This window comes from Nonomuraea sp. NPDC052265, assembly GCF_044547985.1.
GTDB lineage: Bacteria > Actinomycetota > Actinomycetes > Streptosporangiales > Streptosporangiaceae > Nonomuraea.
In genome coordinates, this window is the sequence record NZ_JBIUBJ010000010.1 from 1 (window position 1) to 22,847 (window position 22,847).

Annotated in this window: 22 protein-coding genes and 2 tRNA genes; 8 read left to right on the forward strand and 16 right to left on the reverse strand. The window is 68.8% G+C overall.

Translation table 11 applies throughout. From position 1 onward, the window contains the following. Positions 1–540 precede the first annotated feature (540 nt). Together ACIHAD_RS27150 and ACIHAD_RS27155 are read left to right on the forward strand one after the other, a co-directional pair. Positions 541–954 carry a hypothetical protein gene (locus ACIHAD_RS27150; protein WP_397357456.1) on the forward strand — a complete coding sequence of 138 codons (414 nt, stop codon included), beginning with the start codon at positions 541–543 and terminating at the stop codon, positions 952–954. 107 nt (positions 955–1,061) lie between these two features. Further along, complete coding sequence (locus tag ACIHAD_RS27155; RefSeq protein WP_397357457.1) at positions 1,062–1,256, forward strand: hypothetical protein; 195 nt, start codon at positions 1,062–1,064, stop codon at positions 1,254–1,256. Here ACIHAD_RS27155 and ACIHAD_RS27160 read toward each other — a convergent pair. The 4 genes from ACIHAD_RS27160 to ACIHAD_RS27175 form a co-directional block, all read right to left on the reverse strand. Beyond that, positions 1,244–1,915: a response regulator gene (locus ACIHAD_RS27160; protein WP_397357458.1), complete on the reverse strand. Its 672-nt coding sequence runs from the start codon at positions 1,913–1,915 to the stop codon at positions 1,244–1,246. The genes ACIHAD_RS27155 and ACIHAD_RS27160 overlap by 13 nt on opposite strands. Continuing rightward, a complete protein-coding gene (locus ACIHAD_RS27165; RefSeq protein WP_397357459.1) occupies positions 1,912–4,416 on the reverse strand; it encodes a DUF4118 domain-containing protein in 2,505 nt (834 codons plus the stop codon). The genes ACIHAD_RS27160 and ACIHAD_RS27165 overlap by 4 nt, the downstream gene beginning before the upstream one ends. A 9-nt stretch (positions 4,417–4,425) precedes the next feature. Next, positions 4,426–4,893 (reverse strand): group II truncated hemoglobin, encoded by a 468-nt coding sequence (locus ACIHAD_RS27170; protein ID WP_397357460.1) that lies wholly within the window; start codon positions 4,891–4,893, stop codon positions 4,426–4,428. A gap of 105 nt (positions 4,894–4,998) precedes the next feature. Next, positions 4,999–5,075: transfer RNA gene (locus ACIHAD_RS27175), tRNA-Met, on the reverse strand. 91 nt (positions 5,076–5,166) lie between these two features. Between ACIHAD_RS27175 and ACIHAD_RS27180 the strand changes: the two genes are divergently transcribed. After that, the gene (locus ACIHAD_RS27180; RefSeq protein WP_397357461.1) at positions 5,167–5,568 is read left to right on the forward strand and encodes a hypothetical protein; all 402 of its coding nucleotides are present in this window, start codon (positions 5,167–5,169) and stop codon (positions 5,566–5,568) included. Between the two features lie 41 nt (positions 5,569–5,609). Here ACIHAD_RS27180 and ACIHAD_RS27185 read toward each other — a convergent pair. The 5 genes from ACIHAD_RS27185 to ACIHAD_RS27205 all read right to left on the reverse strand — a co-directional run bounded on the left by ACIHAD_RS27185 (position 5,610) and on the right by ACIHAD_RS27205 (position 11,419). Beyond that, positions 5,610–5,686 (reverse strand) — tRNA-Met (locus ACIHAD_RS27185). Between the two features lie 57 nt (positions 5,687–5,743). After that, positions 5,744–8,710 (reverse strand): UPF0182 family protein, encoded by a 2,967-nt coding sequence (locus ACIHAD_RS27190; RefSeq protein ID WP_397357462.1) that lies wholly within the window; start codon positions 8,708–8,710, stop codon positions 5,744–5,746. Between the two features lie 129 nt (positions 8,711–8,839). Continuing rightward, positions 8,840–9,886 carry a PDZ domain-containing protein gene (locus ACIHAD_RS27195; protein ID WP_397357463.1) on the reverse strand — a complete coding sequence of 349 codons (1,047 nt, stop codon included), beginning with the start codon at positions 9,884–9,886 and terminating at the stop codon, positions 8,840–8,842. 10 nt (positions 9,887–9,896) lie between these two features. Beyond that, positions 9,897–10,322, reverse strand: a complete 426-nt coding sequence (locus ACIHAD_RS27200; protein WP_397357464.1) for a molybdenum cofactor biosynthesis protein MoaE — start codon at positions 10,320–10,322, stop codon at positions 9,897–9,899. A gap of 23 nt (positions 10,323–10,345) precedes the next feature. Further along, positions 10,346–11,419: an NAD-dependent epimerase/dehydratase family protein gene (locus tag ACIHAD_RS27205; RefSeq protein ID WP_397357711.1), complete on the reverse strand. Its 1,074-nt coding sequence runs from the start codon at positions 11,417–11,419 to the stop codon at positions 10,346–10,348. 130 nt (positions 11,420–11,549) lie between these two features. Between ACIHAD_RS27205 and ACIHAD_RS27210 the strand changes: the two genes are divergently transcribed. Genes ACIHAD_RS27210 through ACIHAD_RS27220 form a run of 3 tightly spaced genes read left to right on the forward strand, consistent with a single transcriptional unit; the run spans position 11,550 to position 14,365 of the window. Then, positions 11,550–12,791: a zinc-dependent metalloprotease gene (locus tag ACIHAD_RS27210; protein WP_397357465.1), complete on the forward strand. Its 1,242-nt coding sequence runs from the start codon at positions 11,550–11,552 to the stop codon at positions 12,789–12,791. Beyond that, positions 12,788–13,348: an NUDIX hydrolase gene (locus ACIHAD_RS27215; protein ID WP_397357466.1), complete on the forward strand. Its 561-nt coding sequence runs from the start codon at positions 12,788–12,790 to the stop codon at positions 13,346–13,348. The genes ACIHAD_RS27210 and ACIHAD_RS27215 overlap by 4 nt, the downstream gene beginning before the upstream one ends. 30 nt (positions 13,349–13,378) lie before the next feature. Beyond that, the gene (locus ACIHAD_RS27220) at positions 13,379–14,365 is read left to right on the forward strand and encodes an endonuclease/exonuclease/phosphatase family protein (RefSeq protein ID WP_397357467.1); all 987 of its coding nucleotides are present in this window, start codon (positions 13,379–13,381) and stop codon (positions 14,363–14,365) included. 7 nt (positions 14,366–14,372) lie between these two features. Here ACIHAD_RS27220 and ACIHAD_RS27225 read toward each other — a convergent pair whose 3' ends face one another. The 3 genes from ACIHAD_RS27225 to ACIHAD_RS27235 form a co-directional block, all read right to left on the reverse strand. Continuing rightward, positions 14,373–14,957: a hypothetical protein gene (locus ACIHAD_RS27225; protein WP_397357468.1), complete on the reverse strand. Its 585-nt coding sequence runs from the start codon at positions 14,955–14,957 to the stop codon at positions 14,373–14,375. Further along, the gene (locus ACIHAD_RS27230; protein WP_397357469.1) at positions 14,954–15,469 is read right to left on the reverse strand and encodes a M48 family metallopeptidase; all 516 of its coding nucleotides are present in this window, start codon (positions 15,467–15,469) and stop codon (positions 14,954–14,956) included. Before ACIHAD_RS27230 ends, ACIHAD_RS27225 begins: the two co-directional genes overlap by 4 nt. 67 nt (positions 15,470–15,536) lie before the next feature. Continuing rightward, positions 15,537–16,319, reverse strand: a complete 783-nt coding sequence (locus ACIHAD_RS27235; protein WP_397357470.1) for an enoyl-CoA hydratase/isomerase family protein — start codon at positions 16,317–16,319, stop codon at positions 15,537–15,539. A 137-nt stretch (positions 16,320–16,456) separates the two neighbouring features. On the opposite strand from ACIHAD_RS27235, the gene ACIHAD_RS27240 reads away from it, so the two are divergent. After that, positions 16,457–17,830: a thiamine biosynthesis protein ThiF gene (locus tag ACIHAD_RS27240; RefSeq protein ID WP_397357471.1), complete on the forward strand. Its 1,374-nt coding sequence runs from the start codon at positions 16,457–16,459 to the stop codon at positions 17,828–17,830. Positions 17,831–17,893: 63 nt separating this feature from the next. Next, on the forward strand, positions 17,894–19,228 hold the full coding sequence (locus tag ACIHAD_RS27245; RefSeq protein ID WP_397357712.1) for an ABC1 kinase family protein: 1,335 nt from the start codon (positions 17,894–17,896) through the stop codon (positions 19,226–19,228). A 537-nt stretch (positions 19,229–19,765) separates the two neighbouring features. Here the strand turns inward: ACIHAD_RS27245 and ACIHAD_RS27250 are convergent. The 4 genes from ACIHAD_RS27250 to ACIHAD_RS27265 all read right to left on the reverse strand — a co-directional run bounded on the left by ACIHAD_RS27250 (position 19,766) and on the right by ACIHAD_RS27265 (position 22,752). Continuing rightward, complete coding sequence (locus ACIHAD_RS27250) at positions 19,766–20,182, reverse strand: VOC family protein (protein ID WP_397357472.1); 417 nt, start codon at positions 20,180–20,182, stop codon at positions 19,766–19,768. A gap of 20 nt (positions 20,183–20,202) precedes the next feature. Next, positions 20,203–20,646, reverse strand: a complete 444-nt coding sequence (locus ACIHAD_RS27255) for a helix-turn-helix transcriptional regulator (protein ID WP_397357473.1) — start codon at positions 20,644–20,646, stop codon at positions 20,203–20,205. A 419-nt stretch (positions 20,647–21,065) separates the two neighbouring features. Beyond that, positions 21,066–21,335, reverse strand: coding sequence for a WhiB family transcriptional regulator (locus tag ACIHAD_RS27260; RefSeq protein WP_397357713.1), 270 nt, complete (start codon positions 21,333–21,335; stop codon positions 21,066–21,068). A gap of 547 nt (positions 21,336–21,882) precedes the next feature. Beyond that, positions 21,883–22,752 carry an acyl-CoA thioesterase II gene (locus ACIHAD_RS27265; RefSeq protein ID WP_189652464.1) on the reverse strand — a complete coding sequence of 290 codons (870 nt, stop codon included), beginning with the start codon at positions 22,750–22,752 and terminating at the stop codon, positions 21,883–21,885. Positions 22,753–22,847: the final 95 nt, after the last annotated feature.

Genomic DNA, 22,847 nt, shown 5'->3' on the forward strand with positions numbered 1-22,847 from the left:
TATGCATGTAATTCATGCACTGGCTTTTAACACACTGTTGAGTTCTCAAGAAACGGACGCGTACTTCCTCACCAGAACCCGTTCCCGGATCCCCGTTCGGAGGCGTTCATTTCGTCTTGCGTTCTTTCGTTGTGTCTTAATTCTTTCAGCCGTTCAAGTCTCTGTCAAATTGACCGGACTTGCTCGACCTGCGGTAATTAAGTCGCGCCCCGCTTCCGGGACAACCCCTCTAACTTACCAGCTCATTCAGACCGCTCTGAACCGTCTTGAATGGACCAGAAGGAAGTGGGATTTGCCGGGCTTGTCTTGAGGCTCTTGCGAGCCCCTTGGCCGCCCTGCGCGAAGCAACTCTAGCAGTCTCCCGCGCCTACTTCGCGCCACACAGGTAATCGTAGGGTCCTTCCCTCGTCACAAGATCGTCAAACCTGGGTCATGTCGGCCCGTACCGACACCTGGAGTCAAGCCGTCAGCAAGTCAACCGCAATCGCTCCTCGGTACGAAGGTAGCCACGAGCAGACTGCGCTCTCGGAGGTGCCCGCCATGACCCGCTCGGAGTTCGACGACATCCGTGCCTTCCTCGCCGATCCGGCGACCCACGCGGGAGACCTCCTGGGGATCGCCCGAACCCTGATCGACGACCTCGAACACGCGCGCATGCGCGAGGCCGTCCTGCGTACCCACTACCTGCGGCTGCTCACGGCGGCGCGGGCGACGGTGGCGGCGGACATGGCCGGCGCGCCCGACCCGCTCGCCTTCCTCACGCACGAGCTGGCCGAGCGCGGCCAGCTGCCCGAGGACGGGGAGGCCGTGCAGCGCATCCTGTCCGACGCCCGTACGGCCGAGGCGCTGCTCGCCCACCTGCAGGAGGAGCAGCAGCAACAGCCGCCGGCCCTCCGGGTGCGCGGCATGCGTCTGCGGCGGTGTGTCGGGGCACACCGGACACTCCCCCGCTGAGCCGACTGCCCCAGCTACTGATCGTTCTGTGCCGATCCGGCATGGTTCGACCGGATGAGGACTGTGGCCATACCCGGTCTTGGCTACCCGGCTGTAAGACTGCGCTTATGTGGCAACGGCGGCTGAACTGGTCGGCAATCATCCTGGTCGGGATATTTGGTCTGATGTGGATCGGTGTTGTGATCTATGCGGACCAGGTGTCTTCTTTGTGGGTGCGTGCCGCTCAGGTGCTCTTCGGCGTTCTGTTGTTCGGGTGGGCCGTGCTCAAGGCGGTCGTCCTGGTCAGGGATCAGGAGGGCTGAAACCGGTATCCCATGCCGGGTTCGGTCAGCAGGTGCACCGGGTGGGCCGGGTCGCGTTCGAGCTTGCGGCGCAGTTGGGCCATGTACTGGCGCAGGTAGTGGGTTTCCTTCAGGTAGCTGACGCCCCACACCTCGGTCAGCAACTGCCGCTGGCTGATCAGTTTGCCGGGATTGCGGAGCAGGATCTCCAGGAAGTGCCATTCCGTCGGGGTCAGCCGTACGCCGCCTGAGATCGTCTTGCCGGCGAGGTCGATCACGTGATCGCCGAGCCGCACCGTCGCGGGTTCCTCTTCGTGCTGGTTCGTGCGGCGGGTCACCGCGCGGATGCGGGCCAGCAGCTCGTCGATGCCGAACGGCTTGGTGACGTAGTCGTCGGCGCCTGCGTCGAGCGCGTCCACCTTGTCCGTGCTGTCGGTACGTCCCGACAGCACGATGATCGGGACCTTCGTCCAGCCCCGCAGCCCCTCGATGACCTCGACCCCGTCGAGATCGGGCAGACCGAGGTCGAGGACGACCAGGTCGGGATGCCAGTCGGCGGCCTGGCGCAGCGCCGACGCGCCGTCTGGCGCGACCGCGACCTCGTAGTGCCTGGCCGCCAGGTTGATGCGCAGGGCACGCAGGATCTGGGGCTCATCGTCGACGACGAGCACGCGGGTCACGGGGCCCTCCTCAGTGAGACGGTCATGGTGAGCCCTCCTCCGGGCGTGTCCTCAAGGAGGAGCGTGCCGCCCATCGCCTCGGTGAGGCCGCGTGAGAGTGCGAGACCGAGCCCCACTCCGGTGTGGTTGTCGCGGTCGCCGAGTCGTTGGAAGGGCAGGAACACCCTTTCATGTGCGTCCGGGGGGATTCCTGGACCCCTGTCGATGATGCGCAGCTCGACGTGTTCGCCGTGCCAGCTCGCGGTGACGAGTACGGGTTCGCCGTCGGGGCTGTAGCGGACGGCGTTGGCCATCAGATTGACCAGGACGCGTTCGAGCAGCGCCGGGTCGGCCTGGAACTCCGGCAGGTCGACCGGAATGTCCCCCTTGACGCGGTCATGCAGTGGGCCGAGGTCGTCGATGGCGCGGGGCAGCACGTCCTCGACGGCGACGGGGCGCAGGGTGACGCCCAGGGCGCCGGCCTGGAGGCGGCTCATGTCGAGCAGGTTCGAGACGAGGCGGTTCAGTTTGATCAGGGACTCGTCGGCGGTGGCCAGCAGTTCGGCACGGTCTTCGTCGGACCAGGCGATGTCGGTGTTGCGCAGGCTCTCCACGGAGGCCATGGCGGAGGCGAGCGGGGTGCGCAGGTCGTGACCGACGGCGGCGAGCAGCGCGGTGCGCATACGGTCGGCCTCTGCCAGCGGCTCGGCGCGCTCGGCCGCCTCGCGCAGGCGTTCCTGGCGCAGGGCGACGGCGGCCTCGGCGGCGAACGCCTCCAGGACGCGACGGTCGCTGGCGTCGAGCAGCCGGCCGCGGGTCGCGAGGACCAGCCGGTCGTCGATGGTGACGACGCCGCTCCCGCCGTCCGGGGCGGTGATCGGGGGGCCGCCGGACGTGGCGACGATGCGCCAGTCCCCCGGCGGGTCGTCCCGTTCGAGCAGGGTGACCGCGGTCAGTCCGAATGTCTCGCGCAGCCGTCCGAGCAGCGAGGGCAGCGCCGATTCCCCGCGCAATACGTGTCCGGCCAGCGTGGAGAGCACCTCGGCGTCCGCCCTGGAACGGGCCGCTTCCCTGCGGCGCCGGGCGGCCATGTCCACGACGGTGCTGACCATGGCGGCGACCAGGACGAAGATGGCCAGGGAGAGCACGTTCTCCGGCTCGGAGATGGTCAGGGTGTGCACCGGCGGCGTGAAGAACCAGTTGAGCAGCCCGAACGCGAGCACCGCCGCCGTGAGCGCCGGCCACATCCCGCCCACCAGCGCGACGCCGACGACCAGCAGCAGGAAGAGCAGGATCTCGCTGGGCAGGCTCAGGTCCAGGGGCGCGATCACGCCGGTGAGCGACGGCATCGCGACCAGCGTCAGCGCCCAGCCGGACAACCTTCGCGTACGCGTCAGTGCTCCCCCGGCCGGCGGCCGTCCCGACCCCTTCCTGACGGCTTCGTGCGGGACCATGTGCACGTCGATCGAGCCGGACAGCGTGGCCGTCGTCATGCCCACTCCGCGGGTGAACAGCTGCGCGAGCCGTCCTCGCCGGGAGGCGCCGAGGACGAGCTGCGAGGCGTTCACGCCGTCGGCGAACTCGATCAGCGTGCGCGGGATGTCGTCGCCGACCACCTGGTGGTAGGTGCCGCCGAGGTCCTCGACGAGCTTGCGCTGGCGTACCAGGTTGGCGGGGTCGCTCGCGGTGGACAGGGCGTCGGCCCGGGTGACGTGCACGGCGAGGAGGTCGGCGCCCTTGGTCCTGGCCGCGATGCGGGCGGCGCGGCGCACGAGGGTGTCGCCCTCGGGGCCGCCGGTGAGGGCGACGACCACGCGTTCGCGGGCCTCCCAGGTGCCCGCGATGTCGTGGTCGGTCCGGTACGCGGTGAGTTGGCGGTCAACCCGGTCCGCCACCCAGAGCAGGGCGAGCTCCCGCAGGGCGGACAGGTTGCCGACGCGGAAGTAGTTGGCGAGGGCCGCGTCGACGCGTTCGGGCGGGTAGACGTTGCCGTGGGCGAGGCGGCGGCGCAGGGCCTCGGGTGACATGTCGACGAGTTCGAGCCGGTCGGCCCGCCGTACGAGATCGTCGGGGACGGTCTCGCGCTGCGGAAGGCCGGTGATCTGCTCGACCACGTCGCGCAGGGACTCCAGGTGCTGGATGTTGAGCGTGGAGACGACGTCGATGCCCGCGTCCAGGATGTCCTGGACGTCCTGCCAGCGTTTGGCGTGCCGGGAGCCGGGCGTGTTGGTGTGGGCCAGCTCGTCGACCAGCACGGCCTTGGGGCGGCGGGCGATGACCGCGTCGGCGTCGAGCTCGGTGAAGGTGGCGCCGCGATGGAGCAGGGTGTGGCCCGGCACGATCTCCAGGCCGTCGAGCAGGCGGGCGACCTGGCCGCGGCCGTGGGTCTCGACATGGCCCACGACCACGTCACGGCCGCGCTCCTTGGCCCGTCGTGCCTCGCTGAGCATGGCGTACGTCTTGCCGACGCCGGGCGCCGCGCCCAGGTAGACCCGCAGCCGCCCGCGCGACGTGCTTCCCATTCCTCCAGGTTACGGCTGGTATGGCGGGGCGACTCCCCAGCCCCAGTGCGGAACCGGGGCCTCCGGTGGCGGGGTCGCGCCGGGCTGGGAGTTGTGCACGGCCAGCCGGGTGCCCCATTCGATGTAGCCGGCGAACGCCGCCCTGAACTCGGGGTCGTCGGGCAGGCCGACCTCGTCGGCGGCGTCCATGAGGAGGTTCACCCAGCGGCGGCGCTGCGGTTCGGTGATCGCCCGGCTCAGGTGGTGAGCAAGCATGTGGGGATATCCGCCGCGTTCGTGGGTGTACCGGCCAGGGCCGCCGAAGACCTCGCTGAGCCACATGGCGACGTACTTGGGGTGTTCAGGGTCCATGTGGGCGAACAGCGGCCCGATGAGGTCGTCCTTGAGGACGGTCCGGTAGAACGTCGCGGTCAGCCGTTCGAACGCCTCGGTTCCGCCCGCCCATTCGTAGATGGTCGGGACTTCTTTTTCCGTCATGTAATCATGTAATCAGCATGATGGTCGTCCGACAAGGGTGGCTGTTGATCAGGTCCGGAAACGACGAAGTCCCTGGTCGCCGTGTGGCGACCAGGGACTTCGGATTGGTAGCGGGGACAGGATTTGAACCTGCGACCTCTGGGTTATGAGCCCAGCGAGCTACCGAACTGCTCCACCCCGCGTCGGTGTGTTGTTTCAACTATAGCGCCCTTTCGGAGTCCTCCGACCCGGCCGGGCTTGTCGGGGCGAGTCGGCGGCATGACCATGGGCCTCATGCTGCTGAAACCTCTCCCGCCACGCCGCCGGTTCCCGCGCCGGCGGTTGTTCTTCGTTGTGCCGCCCGTGGCGCTGGCCCTGCTCGTCATGGTGCCCATATGGGGGAACGACCTTCGCTTGGCGAACATGGAGGATCGGCTCCTCGCCCATCCCCTGCCGCCCGGGACCTCCCTCAACGCCTCCGGGGTGCAGGGGCCGGTGGGGGTGCAGGAGGGCAACGGCGACCACTGTGACTTCCTCGTCAGGTTCTCGTTGCTCACCAGCCTGTCCGAGGCCGAGCTCACGAGCTACTACGACAAGGCGGGCGGCAGGGTGTACTACAAGGACGGTGATCCCGCATCCGCGGTGGTCGAGTTCCTGGACACGGACGACGCCGGATGGGACCCGCGGTGCCGCTGAAAAGCAACGAGGCCCTGGCCGTCGGCCAGGACCTCGAATCTTGGTAGCGGGGGCAGGATTTGAACCTGCGACCTCTGGGTTATGAGCCCAGCGAGCTACCGAACTGCTCCACCCCGCGTCGTTGTCTTGCTTCTCAAGCCTATCGGCGACGAGGGATGGACGCAAACTGAATGGGCTAGGTCGTGCCTCCGGCCTGTGTGCCCGAAGGCGTCGGCGTCGGCGTGGACGTGGCCGGCGGTGAGGCCGACGGGGTCGCCGAAGGTGATGCCGACGGGGAGGCCGAAGGTGCGGCCGAGGGCGACGGGGTCGCCGCCGGCTTGACGTTGGCGCTCTCGATCTGCTTCAGCGCCTCCTCCAGCCGCTTCTGCGCCTTGCCGTACTCGTCCCAGTTCGGGGGGCTGGCCTGGAGGGCCTTCTGGGCGTCCTCGTAGGCCTTCTGGGCGTTGGAGATGGCGGTGTTCATCGCCGACGTGTTCGTCTGGTTGGGCGTGGTCTGCTGGGGCTGGGTGTTCTGCTGTTGCTGCTCGCCGCCGAACACCTGTTCCAGCGCCTGGTCGAGGGTGTCACCCGAGCCGACCTTGTTGCCGAACGCCACCAGCACCCGCCGCAGGATCGGGTACGGCTCCTGGCCGGTGCCCGCCTTGGTCTGCACGTAGACGGGCTCGATGTAGATCAGGCCGCTCGCGTACGGCAGGGTCAGCAGGTTGCCGTACCTGACGTTGGCCTGGCCGAGGCCGAGGGGGCCCAGCTCGCCCGAGAACTTGTTCTGGAAGTTGTTCTGGGCCTGACCGGGGCCGGGGACCGTGGTGTTGGACGGCATGCGCAGGATGCGCAGCTTGCCGTAGTCCTTGCCGACCGTGGAGCCCGCCGCCATGAACGCCGCCAGGTTGGGGCCTTCTCTGGGGACGAAGGTCGTGGTCAGCGAGAACGACGGCTCGGACTCGTCGGGCATCGTCGCCGTCAGGTAGTACGGCGGCTGCTTGACCGACTGGTTGCCCTGCGACGGGTCGCTGGGGATGTTCCAGAAGTCCTGGGCGCTGTAGAAGGCGGCCGCGTTGGTGACGTGGTAGCGCGACAACATGTAGCGCTGCACCTTGAACAGGTCTTCCGGGTAGCGGATGTGCGCCTGGAGGTCGGGGCTCATCTGCGAGGCGGGCTTGATCGTGCCGGGGAAGGCGTTGGACCACGTCTTCAGCACCGGGTCGTTGCCGTCCCAGGCGTAGAGGGTGACCGTGCCGTCGTAGGCGTCGACCGTGGCCTTGACCGAGTTGCGGATGTAGTTGATCTCGTCCTGCGGCTGCTGGGCGACCACGCGACGGTCGGTGGCCAGGTCGCGGGTCATGTCGCCGAGGCTCTCGCTCTGCGAGTACGGGTACGCGTTGGACGTGGTGTACCCGTCGATGATCCAGGTGATCCGGCCGTCGACGATCGCCGGGTAGGCGTTCCCGTCGAGGGTCAGGAACGGCGCGACCTTCTCCACCCGCTCCCGCGGGTTGCGCACGTAGAGGATCTTGGAGTTCTCGTTGACGTCACCCGACAGCAGGATGTTCATCTCGCCGTACTTGGCGGCGTAGACCAGCCGGTTGAGGGCCGAGCCGATCGGCACGCCACCCTTGCCGGTGTAGGTCGTGTTCTGCTGGCCCGTCTTGCCGCCGGAGACCGGGTAGTCGAGCTCCTGCGGGTTGCTGGGGTTTCCGCCGGCGATGACGTACTCGGTGGAGCCGGGGTTCTCGCCGAAGTAGACGCGCGGCTCCTTGAGCCCGGTCGAGGCGGCGAGGTCGCCGGTGACCGGCATGTCCTTGCTGTCGTAGGCGGGCAGGCCGCCCGCGTCGACCTGGTTGCCCGGCGCGGCGACGAAGCCGTAGCCGTGGGTGTAGACCAGCGCGCGGTTGATCCAGTTGTTCTGGGGCGCGGGCGGGCCGAGCAGCTCGCGGACGCCGACCACGTGGTCGACCAGCTTGCCGTCCTTGCCCGGGTAGCGGTCGACGTCGAGCTGGTCGGGGAAGCCGTAGAAGCCGCGGATGCGCTGGGTCTGCTCGAACGTGGACGACACCAGCGCCGGGTCGAGCAGGCGTACGCCGGTCACCGACTCGTCGCCGCCGGCGCTGACCTTGGTCGGGTCGGCCTGGGCGTTGTAGTCGATCACTTCGGCGTTCTGCACGTCGTAGGCTGATCGGGTGGATTGGATGTTCCGGTCGATGTAGAGGGCTTCCTTGCCCTGCTGGTTGGGCTTGACCTGGAACTGCTCGACCAGCGCCGGGTAGACGCCGCCGATCAGGATCGCCGAGAGCACGAGCAGGCCGAACGAGACGCCGGGCAGCATGCCGCCGGAGCGCACGACTCCGGCGAAGAACAGCACGGCGCAGATCAACGCGATGATCGCGAGGATGTTCTTGGCCGGGAGCACGGCGTTGACGTCGGTGTAGGACGCGCCGTGCACGTAGCCCCGGTCGGAGAAGACCAGACCGAACCGGTCGATGTAGTAGGCGACGGCCTTGAGCAGGACGAACACGCCGAGCAGCACGGAAAGGTGGATCCGCGCGGCCCTGGAGGCGTGCACGCCCGGCGACTGCAGCCGGAAGCCGCCGTAGAGGTAGTGGGTGATCGTGGCCAGGACGATCGAGATGATCACGGCGGTGAACAGGAAGTTCAGCACCATCCTGATGAACGGGTAGTCGAACATGAAGAACGAGATGTCCATGCCGAACAGCTCGTCCTTCTTGCCGAACGTGGCCCCGTTCACGAACTGCAGCCACGTCTTCCACTGCCCCGCGAACGAGGAGCCGGAGAAGAGCGCGAGCAGGCCCATGCCGACGATGAAGATCAGCTTGCGGTGAGGGTCGAGCGCCATGCGATAGCGGTCGGCTCCGCTGCCGCCGCCGAACACGGCGGGGCCGAACATCGGCCGGGTCCGGAAGGCCAGCAGCATGTTGCCGCCCACGATGCCGACCATGAGCACCGCTCCGACGAGGAACAGCACGATCTCGGTCAGCAGCACCCCGGAGAAGACCGACGTGTAGTTGGTCGCGTCAAACCACAGGTAGTCGGTATAAATCCCAGAAAAAAGAAAAAACAGGGCCACGATCGCGACCAGCGCGATGACCACAGGCAGAAGCAGCCGCGGCCGGCGTGGCAAGCGCATCGCCCTGCCGGCCCCTGGGGTCCGGAAGCTCAAGGCCAACCCCTCGTCGTGATGAAGAAACGGTCCGTGTCTGGCAACTTACACCGCAGCGCCAGCCGTACGGCTAACGCACGGCGCTCGCCGGAAGTTTCATCCGGCCTCACAAGCGGGCACATTGCCCTTCCCGGTGCGCAGCGCGTCGAGCGCGAGCACCGCGTCGTGCAACGTGTCGGCCTTGACCAGCCGCAAGCCGTCGGGCACGGCCTTCATGGCCTCCGCGCAGTTGTCGGCGGGGGTGAGGAAGACGGTCGCGCCCGAGTCGCGGGCCCCCACCATCTTCTGGGCGATGCCGCCGATGGGCCCCACCTGGCCCTCGGTGTCGATGGTGCCGGTGCCGGCGATGCGCTTGCCTCCGGTGATCTCGCCGGGGGTCAGCTTGTCGAGTATGCCGAGCGAGAACATCAGCCCGGCGCTCGGCCCGCCGACGTCGCCCACGTTGATCTCGACGTCGAAGGGGAACTTGAACTTCTCCTGCATGAGCACGCCGACGAGCGGCTTGCCGTCCTTGCTGGCGATCGGCTGCAGGGAGACGTCGAGCTTCTGGCCGCCCCTGGTCACGTTGAAGGTCACGGTCTCGCCCGGCTTGTGAGCCTTGACGGTGTCTCCGACGAGCTGGGAGTCGGTGGCCGGCTTGCCGTCGACCGAGTTGATCTGGTCGCCCTTCTGCAGCTTGCCGTCGGCGGGCTTGCCCTTCTCGGTGGACAGCACCGTGACGACCCGGTCGTAGTGGATCTTGAGCTCGTTGAGCGCGGCGGCCTTGGCGGAGTCCTGGGAGTTGGTCATCTCGACCGCGTTCTCCTCGTCGACCTTCTTCGCGTCGCGGCCGGGCGGGAAGATCGTCTCCTGCGGGACCACCGCGACGGTCGGGTCGATCCAGCCGCGCAACGCGGTCAGCAGGTCGATCTGGGCGGCCGGGCCACCCTGGTAGGCCACGGTGACCAGGCTCAGCGCGCCGCTGGTCGGATAGGTCTGCCGGCCGCTGATCGAGATCACCGGCTTCTTGTCGATCTCGCCGATGGTGTTCTCGGTGGGCCCGGGGCTCAGCACGACGTACGGCACCGGCCGGAACGCGCCCACGACGCCCAGCGCGAGCACGAAGAAGCCCGCCAGCAGCAGGGTGAGGACGCGTCGTGACATGGTGATGAGCTTATTCGCAGGCGCCGACCCACTCGGTCTCGCCATCGGCGAACACCTGGTGTTTCCAGATGGGGACCTCTGCCTTGAGGTCGTCGATGAGCCTGCGCGAGGCCTTGAACGCCTCGTCGCGGTGTGGCGAGGCCACGGCGACGATCACCGCCGTGTCGCCGAGCCCCAGGTCGCCGACCCGGTGGACGGCGGCCATCGCGGTGACAGGGAAGTCGGCCGCGACCTTCTCGGCGACCCGGCGCAGCTCGTCGGGCGCCGAGGGGTGGGCGGAGTAGGAGAGCCGGGTCACGGGTTTGCCGTGGTCCTGTTCGCGGACCGTGCCGATGAAGATCGCGGTGCCGCCCGCCGCGTGGTCTCCCACCGCGGCCAGCACCTCGTCCACGGACAACGGGGTGTCACGAATGCCGAGCAACCGGATGACGTCCACGGAAAGAGCCTAACCTCACGTTCCTACTGACGACGCTTCTTGCGCACCTGCCGGACGATCGCCGCGGTGCCGATGACCGCGACGGTGGCGCCGGCCGCGGTGAGCGTGGCCTCCTTGACCGGCAGCCGCCTGCCGACCACGGTGGTCCTGTTCTCGCGGAGTTCGAGGAGCTGCCGGAAGGCGGCCTCGTTGGTCCACGTGGGCTTCCAGCCCGCCTCGCGCAGCGCCGAGCAGTCGACGACCCACGGATAGACGACGTAGTGCAGGTCGGTCGCGGGGGCGGGGGTGATGCCGAGCCGGTGCAGGCGCTGCGCGGTGCCGAACGTGAGCCCGGCCGGCAGCTCGAACCGCCGGATCCCGGACAGCTCCTCGACCTGCTCCTGCTCCAGCCAGCCGTCGGAGCCCACGGCCACCACTCCGGTGACGGCCCCCTTGGCGGCCAGCTCCAGCGCCGAGATCAGGTCGTCGATGTGGCAGAACTGCCAATGAGGGCTGCAGCCCTTGACCGTGAGCAGCCTCGGCGACTCGAAGTGCCGGGTGATGACCGTGTCGACGCCCGGACCGACGACCGCCGCCGGGCGCAGCACCGTGACGTCCAGGCCGGGGTGGCTGCGCAGCGACCTGCGGACCAGCGACTCGATCTCCAGGTAGTCGCCCACGACGCCGGTGTCGGGCTCGGCGGCCACCGGGGAGTCCTCCGGCAGGGGGACCTCATTGTCGGGCGCGGCGCCGTAGACCATGGCGCTGGTGACCAGGATCACCCGCCGCACGCGGGCGGCGGCGCAGGCGGTGAGCACCGTTTGCGCTGCTCTGAGGTTGTACGCGCGCCGCGCCCCGGGGTCGGAGTCGACGGCGTAGTCACCGGCCAGATGGACCAGGACGTCGATGTCGGAGATCCGGTTCGCCAAGAGCGGATCCCGTACGTCGATCACTCTCCACGTGGCTTCCTGGACGTCGCCGCGCTCCTCGTCGATGGCCACCACTCTGCGGAAATCCGCGGAGGATGCGAGCCTCACGAGCAACTCGCGGCCGATGCCGGAGGCCGCGCCGGTGACGGCGACGACGGGTTGGCGCGGGCGTTTCGAGGTAGGCACCAGGTCCTCACTTTGCACTGATCCGCCGTAGGACGACTAACGTGGCGGATGTGGACTCCTCCATCCTGCACGAGGTAGAGCGGTGACTGACCTGCCAGGTCGCGAAAACGACCCTAACGAGAACCCGTTCGCCATGTTCGGCAACCCTGAGCAAATGGCTCAGGCGATGCGCCAGTTCGCCGACATGTTGTCGGCGCCTCAGGGTTCAGGCCCTGTCAACTGGGACATGGCCAAGAACATCGCACGACACGCCGTGGTCGCCCAGGGCGATCCGAGCGTCATGGAAGGCGAGCGCCGACAGATCGTCGAGGCGCTGAGCCTGGCCGACCTGTGGCTGAACGAGGCGACGACACTGCCGAGCGGCGTGTCCAACCCGCAAGCCTGGAGCCGGTCCGAGTGGATCGAGAACACGGTCCCGGTCTGGCGGAAGCTTTGCGAGCCCGTTGCCGAGCGCATGGTCGAGACCATGGGCGGCGCGCTCGGCGGCTCCGGGCTGCCGCCCGAGGCCCAGCAGATGGCCGGGCCGCTGATGGGCATGCTCAAGCAGATGGGCGGCATGATGGTCGGTCAGCAGATCGGCCAGGCGCTCGGCTCGCTGGCGCGCGAGGTCATCGGCACGACCGACATCGGCCTGCCGCTGTCCGGCACGGCGGCGCTGCTGCCCGGCGGCATCGCCTCCTTCAGCGAGGGCCTTGAGATCCCCGCCGACGAGATCAGGCTCTATCTGGCGCTGCGCGAGGCCGCGCACCACCGGTTGTTCCAGCACGTCCCGTGGCTGCGCTCGCACCTGCTCGGGGCCGTCGAGGAATACGCCAAGGGCATCACCGTGGACACCTCCGCGCTGGAGGAGCAGATCCGCGGGCTCGACATCAACAACCCCGAGGCCATCCAGGAGGCGCTGAGCGGCGGCGGGCTGCTCAAGCCCGAGGAGACCGAGCGGCAGAAGGCCGCCCTGGCCCGCCTGGAGACGATGCTCGCCCTGGTCGAGGGGTGGGTGGCCACGGTGGTCGACCGCGCCGCCGACGGCAAGCTGCCCTCGGCCGTCGCGCTGGCCGAGACCGTACGCAGGCGCCGGGCGACCGGCGGGCCCGCGGAGCTGACGTTCGGCACGCTGGTCGGGCTGGAGCTGCGGCCCCGGCGGCTGCGCGAGGCGGCGGCGCTGTGGCGCGCGCTGGAGAGCGAGCGCGGCGTCGACGGCCGCGACGCCCTGTGGGGCCACCCCGACCTCATGCCGACGGCCGAAGACCTCGACGACCCCGACGCGTTCGTACGCGGCGAGGCGACTTGGGACATCTCCCAGCTGGAGGCCAAGCCCCACGAGGAGAACGGCGGCGAGAACGGCGACCAGGACGGCGACCAGGACGGCGGCCGGTGACCCTGCACGACGACGCGGTGGCGGTGCTGTCCTCGTGGACCGCGCCGACCCCCGAGGAGGAGGCGCTGCGCGCCGAGTTCCTCGGCCATCTGCGGACGTACGACGACGCCATGTGGCGCGCGTGCGCACCCGGCCACCTGACGGCCACCACCGCCGTGCTCAGCCACGACGGCGCCCAGGTGCTGCTCACGCTGCATCCGAAGGCCGGGCAGTGGTTGCCCATGGGCGGCCACTGCGAGGACTTCGACGCCACGCTTGAGGCGGTGGCGCTGCGCGAGGCCACCGAGGAGTCGGGAATCTCCGGACTTGAGCTGCTGCCCGGGCCGCTGGCCGTGGACAAGCACGAGGTCTGGTGCCATCCGCCGCGCAGCTGGCACCTCGACGTCGAGTACGCGGCCGTGGCCCCTCCCGGCGCCGAGGCCGTCATGAGCGACGAATCGCTCGACCTGCGCTGGTTCCCCGTCGACGAGATCCCCGAGCTGTCCGACGAGGCCACGCGCCGGCTGGCCGCACGCGGACGCGCCGCTCTCAGCTCGCGCTCCCGTTCGCTGGGCTAGAGTCCTTCGCATCGTTCCAAGGGGGGCCGCGTGGAGACTTCTGCCGTTGGCGGCACGATCGTGACGCCTGGCCGCAAGCCGCGCAAGCTGCCCGGCAACGTCCTGACCTGGCTGGCCGTGACACCCTTCGCGGCCTGGGCCGTGGCCAGGGTGGCCGGGCTGGAACGAGGTTCGCTGCCCACGCAGCTCATGACCGCGACGCCGTACGCGGCGGCCGGGTCCCTGGTCCCCCTCCTGATCGCGGCGCTCGGGCGCAAGCGGGCCGCGACGGCCGTGGCGCTGCTCACCACGACCGCGCTCGGGTTCAGCGTCCTGCCCCGCGCGCTGGGCACGGCCGAGGCCACGACCGGCAGGCCGTTCAGGGTCATGACCATCAACATGCTGTTCGGCAGGGCCGACGCGCAGGTGATCGTGAACCTGGTCCGCGAGTTCCGGCCCGACGTGCTGAGCACGCAGGAGCTGACCCCGGGTGCCGTGGCCGACATGGACGCGGCGGGCCTGAAGGAGCTCATGCCCCACCGCATGCTCGAGGACGAATGGGACGCGGGCGGCAGCGGCATCTACTCCAGGCACCCGCTCCAGCCGCTCTGGGACGTCGTCCCCCCGGTAGGGCACAAAATGCCCGCCGCGATGGTGTCGCTGCCGGGCGGGAAGCCGATCGAGTTCGTGGACGTCCACCCCTACCCGCCGCTCGGCCCCAACGTGGTCAACTGGAACGAGGCGCTCTCCAGGCTTCCTTCCGCCAGCCGCGAAACCGTGCGGATCCTCGCCGGCGACTTCAACGCCTCGCTCGACCACGCCTCGCTGCGCAGGCTGCTGGCCCGGGGCTACAAGGACGCGGCCGACCAGGTGGGCGCGGGGCTGATCCCCACGTGGCCGGCCAACAAGCGGGTGCCGCCGATCATCACCATCGACCACGTGCTGGTGGACGAGCGGGTGGGGGTCAGGGAGGTCAGCGTGCGCGACGTGCCGGGCACCGATCACCGTGCCGTGCTGGCCGAGCTGACCGTGCCCTGAGGGGTGGTCAGCGGCTCGTGATCAGGGCGCGGGTGTTGTCCCAGCCTTCGAGACCGGGATCGAGGCGTTCGACGTCATCGAGGGTGCGCAGGCGGTGCCAGCCCGAGGTGGTGGCGACCCTGCGCGGGCCCGGGGCCTGGGCGCGGAGGGTGGCGACGACGTCGGGATCGTCGAGGTCGGGATCGGCCCAGCCGGGGAGCGGGAGCGGGCAGGCCAGCGCCACCGCGCCGCCGCCCGCCGCCGGGCAGACCGTGATCTCGGCCCTGCCCAGCTCCCTGAACAGCTTGCCGACCAGCAGCGGAGGCAGGTCGGGCGCGTCGGCGTTGATCACGGCGACCTGGTCGCCGGACAGACGGCCGAGGACGGACCGCAGCGGCTCGTCCTCCGCGATCGTGATGATCTCCGTGCCGGGCCAGACGATGTCGTCGAGGCCGGGGACCGCGGTGATCAGGACCGGGGTGACGAGCTCCAGACCGGCGACCATCTCGTAGGTGTCCTCGGCCACGGCCTCCAGGAACTGCCGTGGATCGACGCCGGGGGGCGCCGCTTCGGCCATGTGGCCGCGTACCAGGACGGCGACGATGCGCGTCAACACTCCTCCGGTGCCGTGTGGGCCGCCGCGGAGAATCCTTCGAGGAACCCGCGCGCCCGCTCCGCCTTCGGATACTGTTCTACCAGCGCCCAGAACCTGGGGCCGTGACTCGGCACGATCAGGTGCGCGAGCTCGTGGATGATGACGTAGTTGATGACCCACTCGGGCAGGCCCTTGAGCCGGGTCGAGATCCGGATCGTCGCGTTCTCCGGGGTGCAGGAGCCCCAGCGATGCTGCTGGTTGTCGACCCATCGGACGCTCGCGGGGTCGGGCCGGCCGTCGAGGTACTTCACCGACAGCTCCCTCGCCCGTTCGAGCAGGGCCTCGTCGGTCGGCCTTCGTCGTTCTTCCTTGGCGGCCAGCCGGTCGAGCATCCGGCTCACCCATTCATCCGCGTCTTCGCCGCTCAGCCAGGCTGGCAGGAGCACGATCGTCTTGTCGCCGTCGCGGTAGGCGGAGACCGTACGCCGGCGACGAGAACTGCGACGGACCTCGACTGTCTCGGGGGGCACATATGCACGTTAGCCGAGACTGACGAAATTCCACAGAGGGTGGACGTTGTTTCTGCTGGTCAGATGATTAAGAGCCGGTGAATTTGGGCATGCGCCTTTCCCGATGCGCCGCCAGGCCCTCCAGCAGGTCGGATGATGCCATGGTCACGGGCTGGGCCAAGGATTCCCACCTCAGGGCGGCTTCCAGGTCTTGATGGTCTTGGTTCAGGGCGACCTTTGTGAGCCGCGTGGCAACTGGAGCCATCTGTGCGATCTTCTTGGCGATGACCGAAACCTCGGAGAGGAGGTCATTCTTCGGGAAAGATTGATTTACCAAGCCTTTATCTGCCGCTTCCGTCCCGGTAAGCGCGCGGCCGGTCAGGAGCATCTCACGGGCCAGTCCCGTACCTCCCCTTCTCGGCAGCAGATGGGTGGCGGCCATGCCGGGGTGCAGCCCGAGGCGGGTGAAGGGGGCCAGGAGTTCGGCGTCGTCGGCGGCGTAGACGAGGTCGCAGGCCAGGGCCACGCACAGGCCCGCGCCGACGGCTGGACCGTTGACGGCGGCGACGGTCGGGACCTCCAGGCCGGCGATCATGAGCCAGGTGCGGTAGAAGGCGAGCATGCGGTCGCGGAGTGGCGGCACAGCCTCGGTGCCCCGCTCGCCGATCCACGACAGATCGCCGCCTGAGGAGAACGCGCTGCCCGCGCCGGTGACGACGACGCAGCGGAGGTCGCGGTCGGCGGCCAGGGCGGTCATGGTTTCGCGCCATTCGGCCGTCATGGTGTCGGTCATGGCGTTGCGCAGATCGGGGCGGTTGAGGGTGAGGAAGACGACTCCGTCGTCTTTGCGGTCGACCAAGAGCTCGCTCATGCGGCGAAGCGTAACGCCCTGCGGCGGGCGGACGCGGTGGGGCGGTTGTCCACAGGTCAGGCGTAGCGGTCGGAGGTTGTCCACAGGCGGCGCGGAACCAGCTCGGGATCTTGGTCGGACGTGCGAACCTTCCGGCCATGAGGCCACGTGTGAAGCCGGCGCTGCGGCGCATCCTCCGCGACGAGCACACTCTCCAGTACGGCGTGCATCCCCTGCGGGCCATCACGCTGACCGGCCTGACGAGATCGGTGCGCCAGTGGATCGAGGGGCTCGACGGCACCCGCGACCTGCGGCGGGTGCTGCGTGACGCGGCGGCGGCCGGGCTCGACGAGCCGTGTGCTCAGGCTCTGCTCGACTACTTGGCCACGCGGGGCGCCCTTCACGACGCGGGTCCGTTCCCGGAGCCGCTGCGGGAGCTGTCCCTCGCCGAGAGAGATCGGCTGAAACCCGACCTCGACGCGCTCGACCTCGCCTCCAACACTCCTGAGGGTGGCGTCGAGCTGCTGCGACGTCGCCGGGAGGCGAAGGTACGGGTCTACGGGGCCGGGCGGGTGGGGGCGCAGATCGTCGCCCTGCTCGCGGCCGGCGGGGTCGGCGACATCCGCGTGATCGATCCGGGTCCGGTCCGGCCGGGGGACATCACGCCGGGGGGCCTGACGTGGGCCGAGCTGGGGTTGTCCCGGGAGGAGGGTGCGGCGGCGGTCGCCGGGCGGCTCATCTCTCCCCCGCCGACGAACGTCTCTGCGGCTGCCGTTCCCTCTTCGCGACGTCGTACCTCGTCGCCGCAGCCCGCGGCTCGGAACGCGACGTCGGCCGGTGGCGCCACCGGCCGGCCTGGGCGGCCGGGCATCGTGTCATCCGGCACGGCCGCTGCTCGGCCGATGCGCTCGGACGTCCCGTCGCCCCGCAGCGGTGTCGCTCGTGTCCCTTCTCCTGGGCCGCCTCCTCCGACGGGTGCTGAGCAGCGCGGTGTGCCGGAGGGGGGCCAGGACGTCGTCCCGTCCTCGAAGGTCCTGGCCGGAGCTCCTCATCTGGGGGACGGGACCGCGCGTCCCGACCTCGTCGTCCTCGCGCCCGTCGGGCCTCTTGACGGGGTGCTGGTCAACGAGCTGGCCGACTTCGGCATCCCGCATCTGCTGGCGTCGGCGTTCGAGGGGCACGGTTCCGTCGGTCCGCTGGTGCTTCCGGGGGAGACGACGTGCCTGCACTGTCTTGACCTGACGCGCCGGGATCACGACCCGGCCTGGCCGATCGTCACCGCGCGGCTGGGCGGCTATCCACCCGGGGAGATCGCCTGCGACACGACTCTCGCCACGCTCGTCGCGGCCGAGGTGACCGGTCATGCGCTTGCTCATCTCGAGGGCCGTACGTCCTCTGTGACGAACGGCACAATGGACGTAATGCCTGATTGGTGCTGGAAAAGACGGTCGTGGAGCCCTCATCCGCAATGTCGTTGTATGCGAAACAATCCTTATTCGCTAACAATGGACGTGTCACCTACCAGCGACTGACGTGCTCAGGGGACGACCACGAAGGGGGGAAGCGGCATCTCGGGAGAGGTTCCGCGCATGAGTGTGAGCGATCTTCCGCGTCGGGCAGTCACCCGCTCCGCAAAGTTGGCCACCCTTCCGCTCGGGTTCGCCGGGCGGGCCGCCCTCGGCCTGGGCAAGCGCATCGGCGGCAAATCAGCAGAAATCGTGGCCCAGGAGGTTCAGCAGCGTACCGCCGAGCAGATCTTCAAGGTGCTCGGCGAGCTCAAGGGCGGGGCGATGAAGCTCGGGCAGGCATTGTCGATCTTCGAGGCGGCGCTCCCGCCGGAGATCGTCGGCCCCTACCGGGCGACCTTGACGAAACTCCAGGACGCCGCCCCTCCGCTTCCGGTCGCCACCGTCCACAAGGTGCTCGCCGAGCAACTGGGGGACGACTGGCGCAGGCATTTCCTCTCGTTCGACGACCGGCCCACGGCCGCCGCCTCGATCGGCCAGGTGCACAAGGCCGTCTGGAACGACGGGCGCGAGGTGGCCGTCAAGATCCAGTACCCGGGTGCGGGCAAGGCGCTGCTCGGCGACTTCACGCAGCTGGCCCGGCTGGGCAAGATGTTCGGGGCGCTGCTGCCCGGCCTCGACATGAAGGCGCTGCTGGCCGAGCTGCGCGAGCGGATCGCCGAGGAGCTCGACTACCTTCGCGAGGCCGAGGCCCAGCACGCCTTCGCGCTGGAGTTCAACGGCGATCCCGACTTCCACGTCCCCGATGTGGTGGCGGCCAACGAGATGGTGCTGGTCAGCGAGTGGATGGACGGCACTCCCCTGTCGCGGGTGATCACCGAGGGCAGCAAGGAGGAGCGTGATCACGCGGGGCTGCTGTTCGTCCGGTTCCTGTTCTGCTCCCCTGCCCGGGTCGGCATGCTGCACGCCGATCCCCACCCGGGCAACTTCCGCGTCCTGGCCAACGGCAAGCTCGGCGTACTCGACTTCGGCGCGGTCAACCGGCTGCCCGGGGGGTATCCGAAGGTCTTCGGGCAGCTCACGCGCATCTTCAACCAGGGTGACATGAGCACCGTGATGACGGGTCTGCGCGAGGAGGGCTTCATCCGTCAGGACATCGACATCGATCCCGACGCCCTGCGGGGGTTCCTGGCCCCGTACGTGGAGCCGACGGCCGTGGAGGAGTTCACCTTCAGCCGGGAGTGGCTGCAGGCTCAGGCGGCCAGCGTCACGGATCTCCGTCCGACGAACGTGGTCCGCCAGCTCAACCTGCCGCCGTCGTACGTGCTCATTCACCGGGTGCATGCGGCCGGCGTCGGCGTCCTGTGCCAGTTGGGCACGACGGCCCGCTTCCGTGACGAGGTGATCCGCTGGGTCCCGGGCTTCGCCGACGACCCCAACGGCGAGGCTCTGGCGATCGGCTGACCAGGCGGCGTTCTCGCTCGGGGGAAACGGGTGTGAAGGGGCGGGCTTCGTTCGCTGCTATGTGGTGACTTCGGCGGTTGTCTGACTGGGGGTTACGTCTGGGAACCGCCGTGTCTGGCGTCGCGGTGACGAGTTCCGACAGGCCGGCCGCTGGAGGGTGGCAGGTGTTCGGGGAGCGCTTCGAGGGAGGCCGGGCGAGCTCGGGGTCTTGCGGAAGGCTCTACCGGACCTCGTGTCGGCACGGGCACGAACCGATCTTGTACTGCGGCATGGTGGAGGCCGGTCTGCACCAGAGCACTGCGGCACAAGTCGAGGCTGGCCTGCGCCAGAGCTGTGGGGCAGGGTCGGTGTCACGAGGGGCCTGATCGGTGATCGGCTGGTTGTGCCGTCATCGCGCTGCGTGGACGCAGCCTCTACACGGGATCATCCCGTTCGAGATCACGCGGCCATGGTGCCTTCATCGGCGTGGATGTGCCGGCGAACCACCGACCGAGCTTGCCACCCATGAGCGCCGGGTGCGTCAGGGGTGATGTGGTGTCAGGGGTGACGTTCCTGGATGCGGATCAGGTTGCCGGAGGGGTCGCGTACGGCGCAGTCGCGGACGCCGTACGGCTGGTCCATCGGCTCCTGGACGATCTCGGCGCCGTTGGCCTTCAGTCGTTCGAAGGTGGCGTCGAGGTCGGTGGTGGCGAGATTCACGCCGGCGAAAGTGCCCTTGGCCATCATCTCAATGATGGTGCGGCGTTCGTCGTCGGTGATGCCGTAGCCGTTCGCGACCGGTGGCTGCAGGACGATGGAGGTGTCCGGCTGGCCGACCGGGCCGACCGTGAGCCAGCGCATCCCCTTGTAGCTGACGTCGTTGCGTACCTCGAAGCCGAGGGCGTCGCGGTAGAAGGTCAGGGAGGCTTCCGGGTCGGTGTGCGGGAGGAAGCTGGAGTGGATGGTGATGTCCATGGAAGTCACGCTAATTGGGGTTAGGTAAGCGCGGTCTCTCGGTTCCTGATGGGTCTGGTCACCTGTTTCGCCACGCACGACGGCATGCCCGCGGTCGCGCTCGCCGCGCGGCGGCGGTAGACGCTGGGGGGTATGCCGACCAGTTCGGTGAAACGGGTGCTGAAGCTGCCCAGCGAGGAACAGCCGACCGCGAAGCAGACCTCGGTGACGCTCATGTCGCCGCGGCGGAGGAGTGCCATCGCGCGTTCGATGCGGCGGGTCATCAGGTAGCCGTAGGGGGCCTCGCCGTACGCGCGGCGGAACTCGCGGCTCAGGTGGCCGGCTGACATGTTCACGCCGCGGGCCAGGGCTTCGACGTCCAGCGGTTGGGCGTAGTCGCGGTCGATGCGGTCGCGGACGCGGCGCAGCAGGGCGAGGTCACGCAGGTGTTGCGCTTCGGCGGGTCTGCTGGTCACATGCGCCATCGTACGTCCCTCCCAAGGTCGGGCGGCACCGCCGGACGGCGGCACGAAGGACGGCGCGGACGCGAGGGCGAGGGCGGACGCGAGGGCGAGGGGGCATGGGGAGAGCCGGGCGCTGGGTGCGCCCGGCTCTTCAGGTGCAGGCAGGGATCAGGAGATCCTGCGCCGGCGGCAGGATCTCCGCGATCACAGCTGCTGGCTCAGCGCCCTGCGCAAGCGGTCGTTGGCCCGCTTGACCTCGCGTCGCGCCCGCTGTACGCGGCTCACGCGGAGGATGAGGCGCTGCTCCTCCGCCTCTCGGTGGAGAGTTTGTATTCGGTCATTCACCATGTCATGAAACAGATGCGGCACGGACAGGCTCCTGGTGGAAGAAGTGTTCATCGGTGTTCTGGTTCTCTCTCGCTCGTGAGGCTGGAAGGTGGTCAGGCAGCGACCGGGTGCTTGCGGGGACGCCCGCGCGGACGCTTGCGGGGAACGATCGTTCCCCTGAGGATCAGTTCGCCGCCCCAGACGCCCCACGGCTCCTCGCGCTCAAGCGCGCGGGCCAGGCAGGCCTGCTGGATCGGGCAGCCGCCGCAGAGAGCCTTGGCGAACTCGACGTCCTCGGGTGACTCTGCGAACCACAGGTCAGGGTCGGTACGACAGGGGATCTTGGCTTCGTCGATCAGGTCCATGATCGTCTTCGCCCCCATCTGCTTCTCCTTCTGATTGAGCTTTTTGATCTTGTCGGGCACCTCGGAGGTGGTCGGGGATCGCGGACAAAACAAAGAGGCCGCGGATCCTGTGTGCGGATCCGCGGCCTGGGGGCTGCTATGTGCCGGTCAGGTTATGACCGGAGCATCCCTCCAGGGTTGCGGACCGCACAGTCCACCCTTGGTGAGCTGGTTGGTCGGGGCAGCGATACCTGCGCCATAGACAGGAACGCCTTGCGGAGCGGCAACGCCCGTGTGGGCTCGCGCGTAGAAGGCGGGGGCCTGGATACGGGCAGACTTCTCCTGCCGCAGCTTGGCCGCCCCATCGACGAGCCTCACCGAGTCACGGCATGCGGAAGCGAGCCACTGCGTGGCCGACATCTTGATGCTCATCACCGGGGCTCACCTCCACTCATCAGATCGTCGGAAACAGGAGTGTCCGACTCGCTTGTCCATGACCCTAAACCGGGAAGCCGGGAAGGGGCAACATATTTTCTACCTGCGATTTTGTGACACAACCACGGTGTCACAACCCGCTGTGGCGCGACTACTTCGCCACGCGGATCATCGCCTCCTGGACGACGGAGACCACGAGCTCGCCCGACGCGGTGAACATCTCGCCGCGCGCGAGCCCCCGGGCGCCCGCCGACCAGGGGGCCTCCTGGGCGTACAGGAGCCAGTCGTCGGCCCGGAACGGGCGGTGGAACCACATCGCGTGGTCAAGGGACGCGCCAATGACGTTCGAGGCCCCCCAGGCCATGCCGTGGGCCAGCAGGATCGTGTCCACGAGCGTGAAGTCCGAGGCGTACGCGGCCAGGACGACGTGCAGCAGCGGGTCGTCGGGCAGGTCGGCGTCGTAGCGGAACCACACGTTGGTCTGGGCGCTGCGCAGCTCGGGGTTCAGGTGCGCCTCCCACGTCAGCGGCGAGACGTAGCGGGCGTCCACGGGCCGCGGGCGCGAGAGCCACTCCCGCAGCTCGGGGTGATCGCCCAGCACCTCCGACATCCTGTTCTGGAACGTCGGCAGCGTCTCGGGGGCGGGCACGACCGGCGCCACCGACGCCTGGTGTTCCACGCCCTCCTCGAAGATGTGGAAGGAGGCCGACATCGTGAAGATCGCCTTGCCGTGCTGGACGGCGACGATCCGGCGGGTGGTGAAGGACCGGCCGTCGCGCAGGCGCTCGACGTTGTAGACGATGGGGATCGACGGGTCTCCCGGCCTGATGAAGTAGGCGTGCAGCGAGTGGACGTGCCGGTCCTTGGGGACGGTGCGGCCGGCCGCCACGAGGGCCTGCGCGGCCACCTGGCCGCCGAAGACGCGCTGGATGCGCTCCTCCGGGCTTCTGCCCCGGAAGATGTCGAGCTCGATCTGCTCAAGGTCGAGCAGATCGAGCAGCTCCTTCAGCGCCTCGTTCACAGGGCCCCCTCACAGACGAACATTCCATGGACAAGTCTGACGTGCCACGCCTGTTCCCCCAAACCCGCCCTGCCTTGCCGGAATGCCCTCGTCCC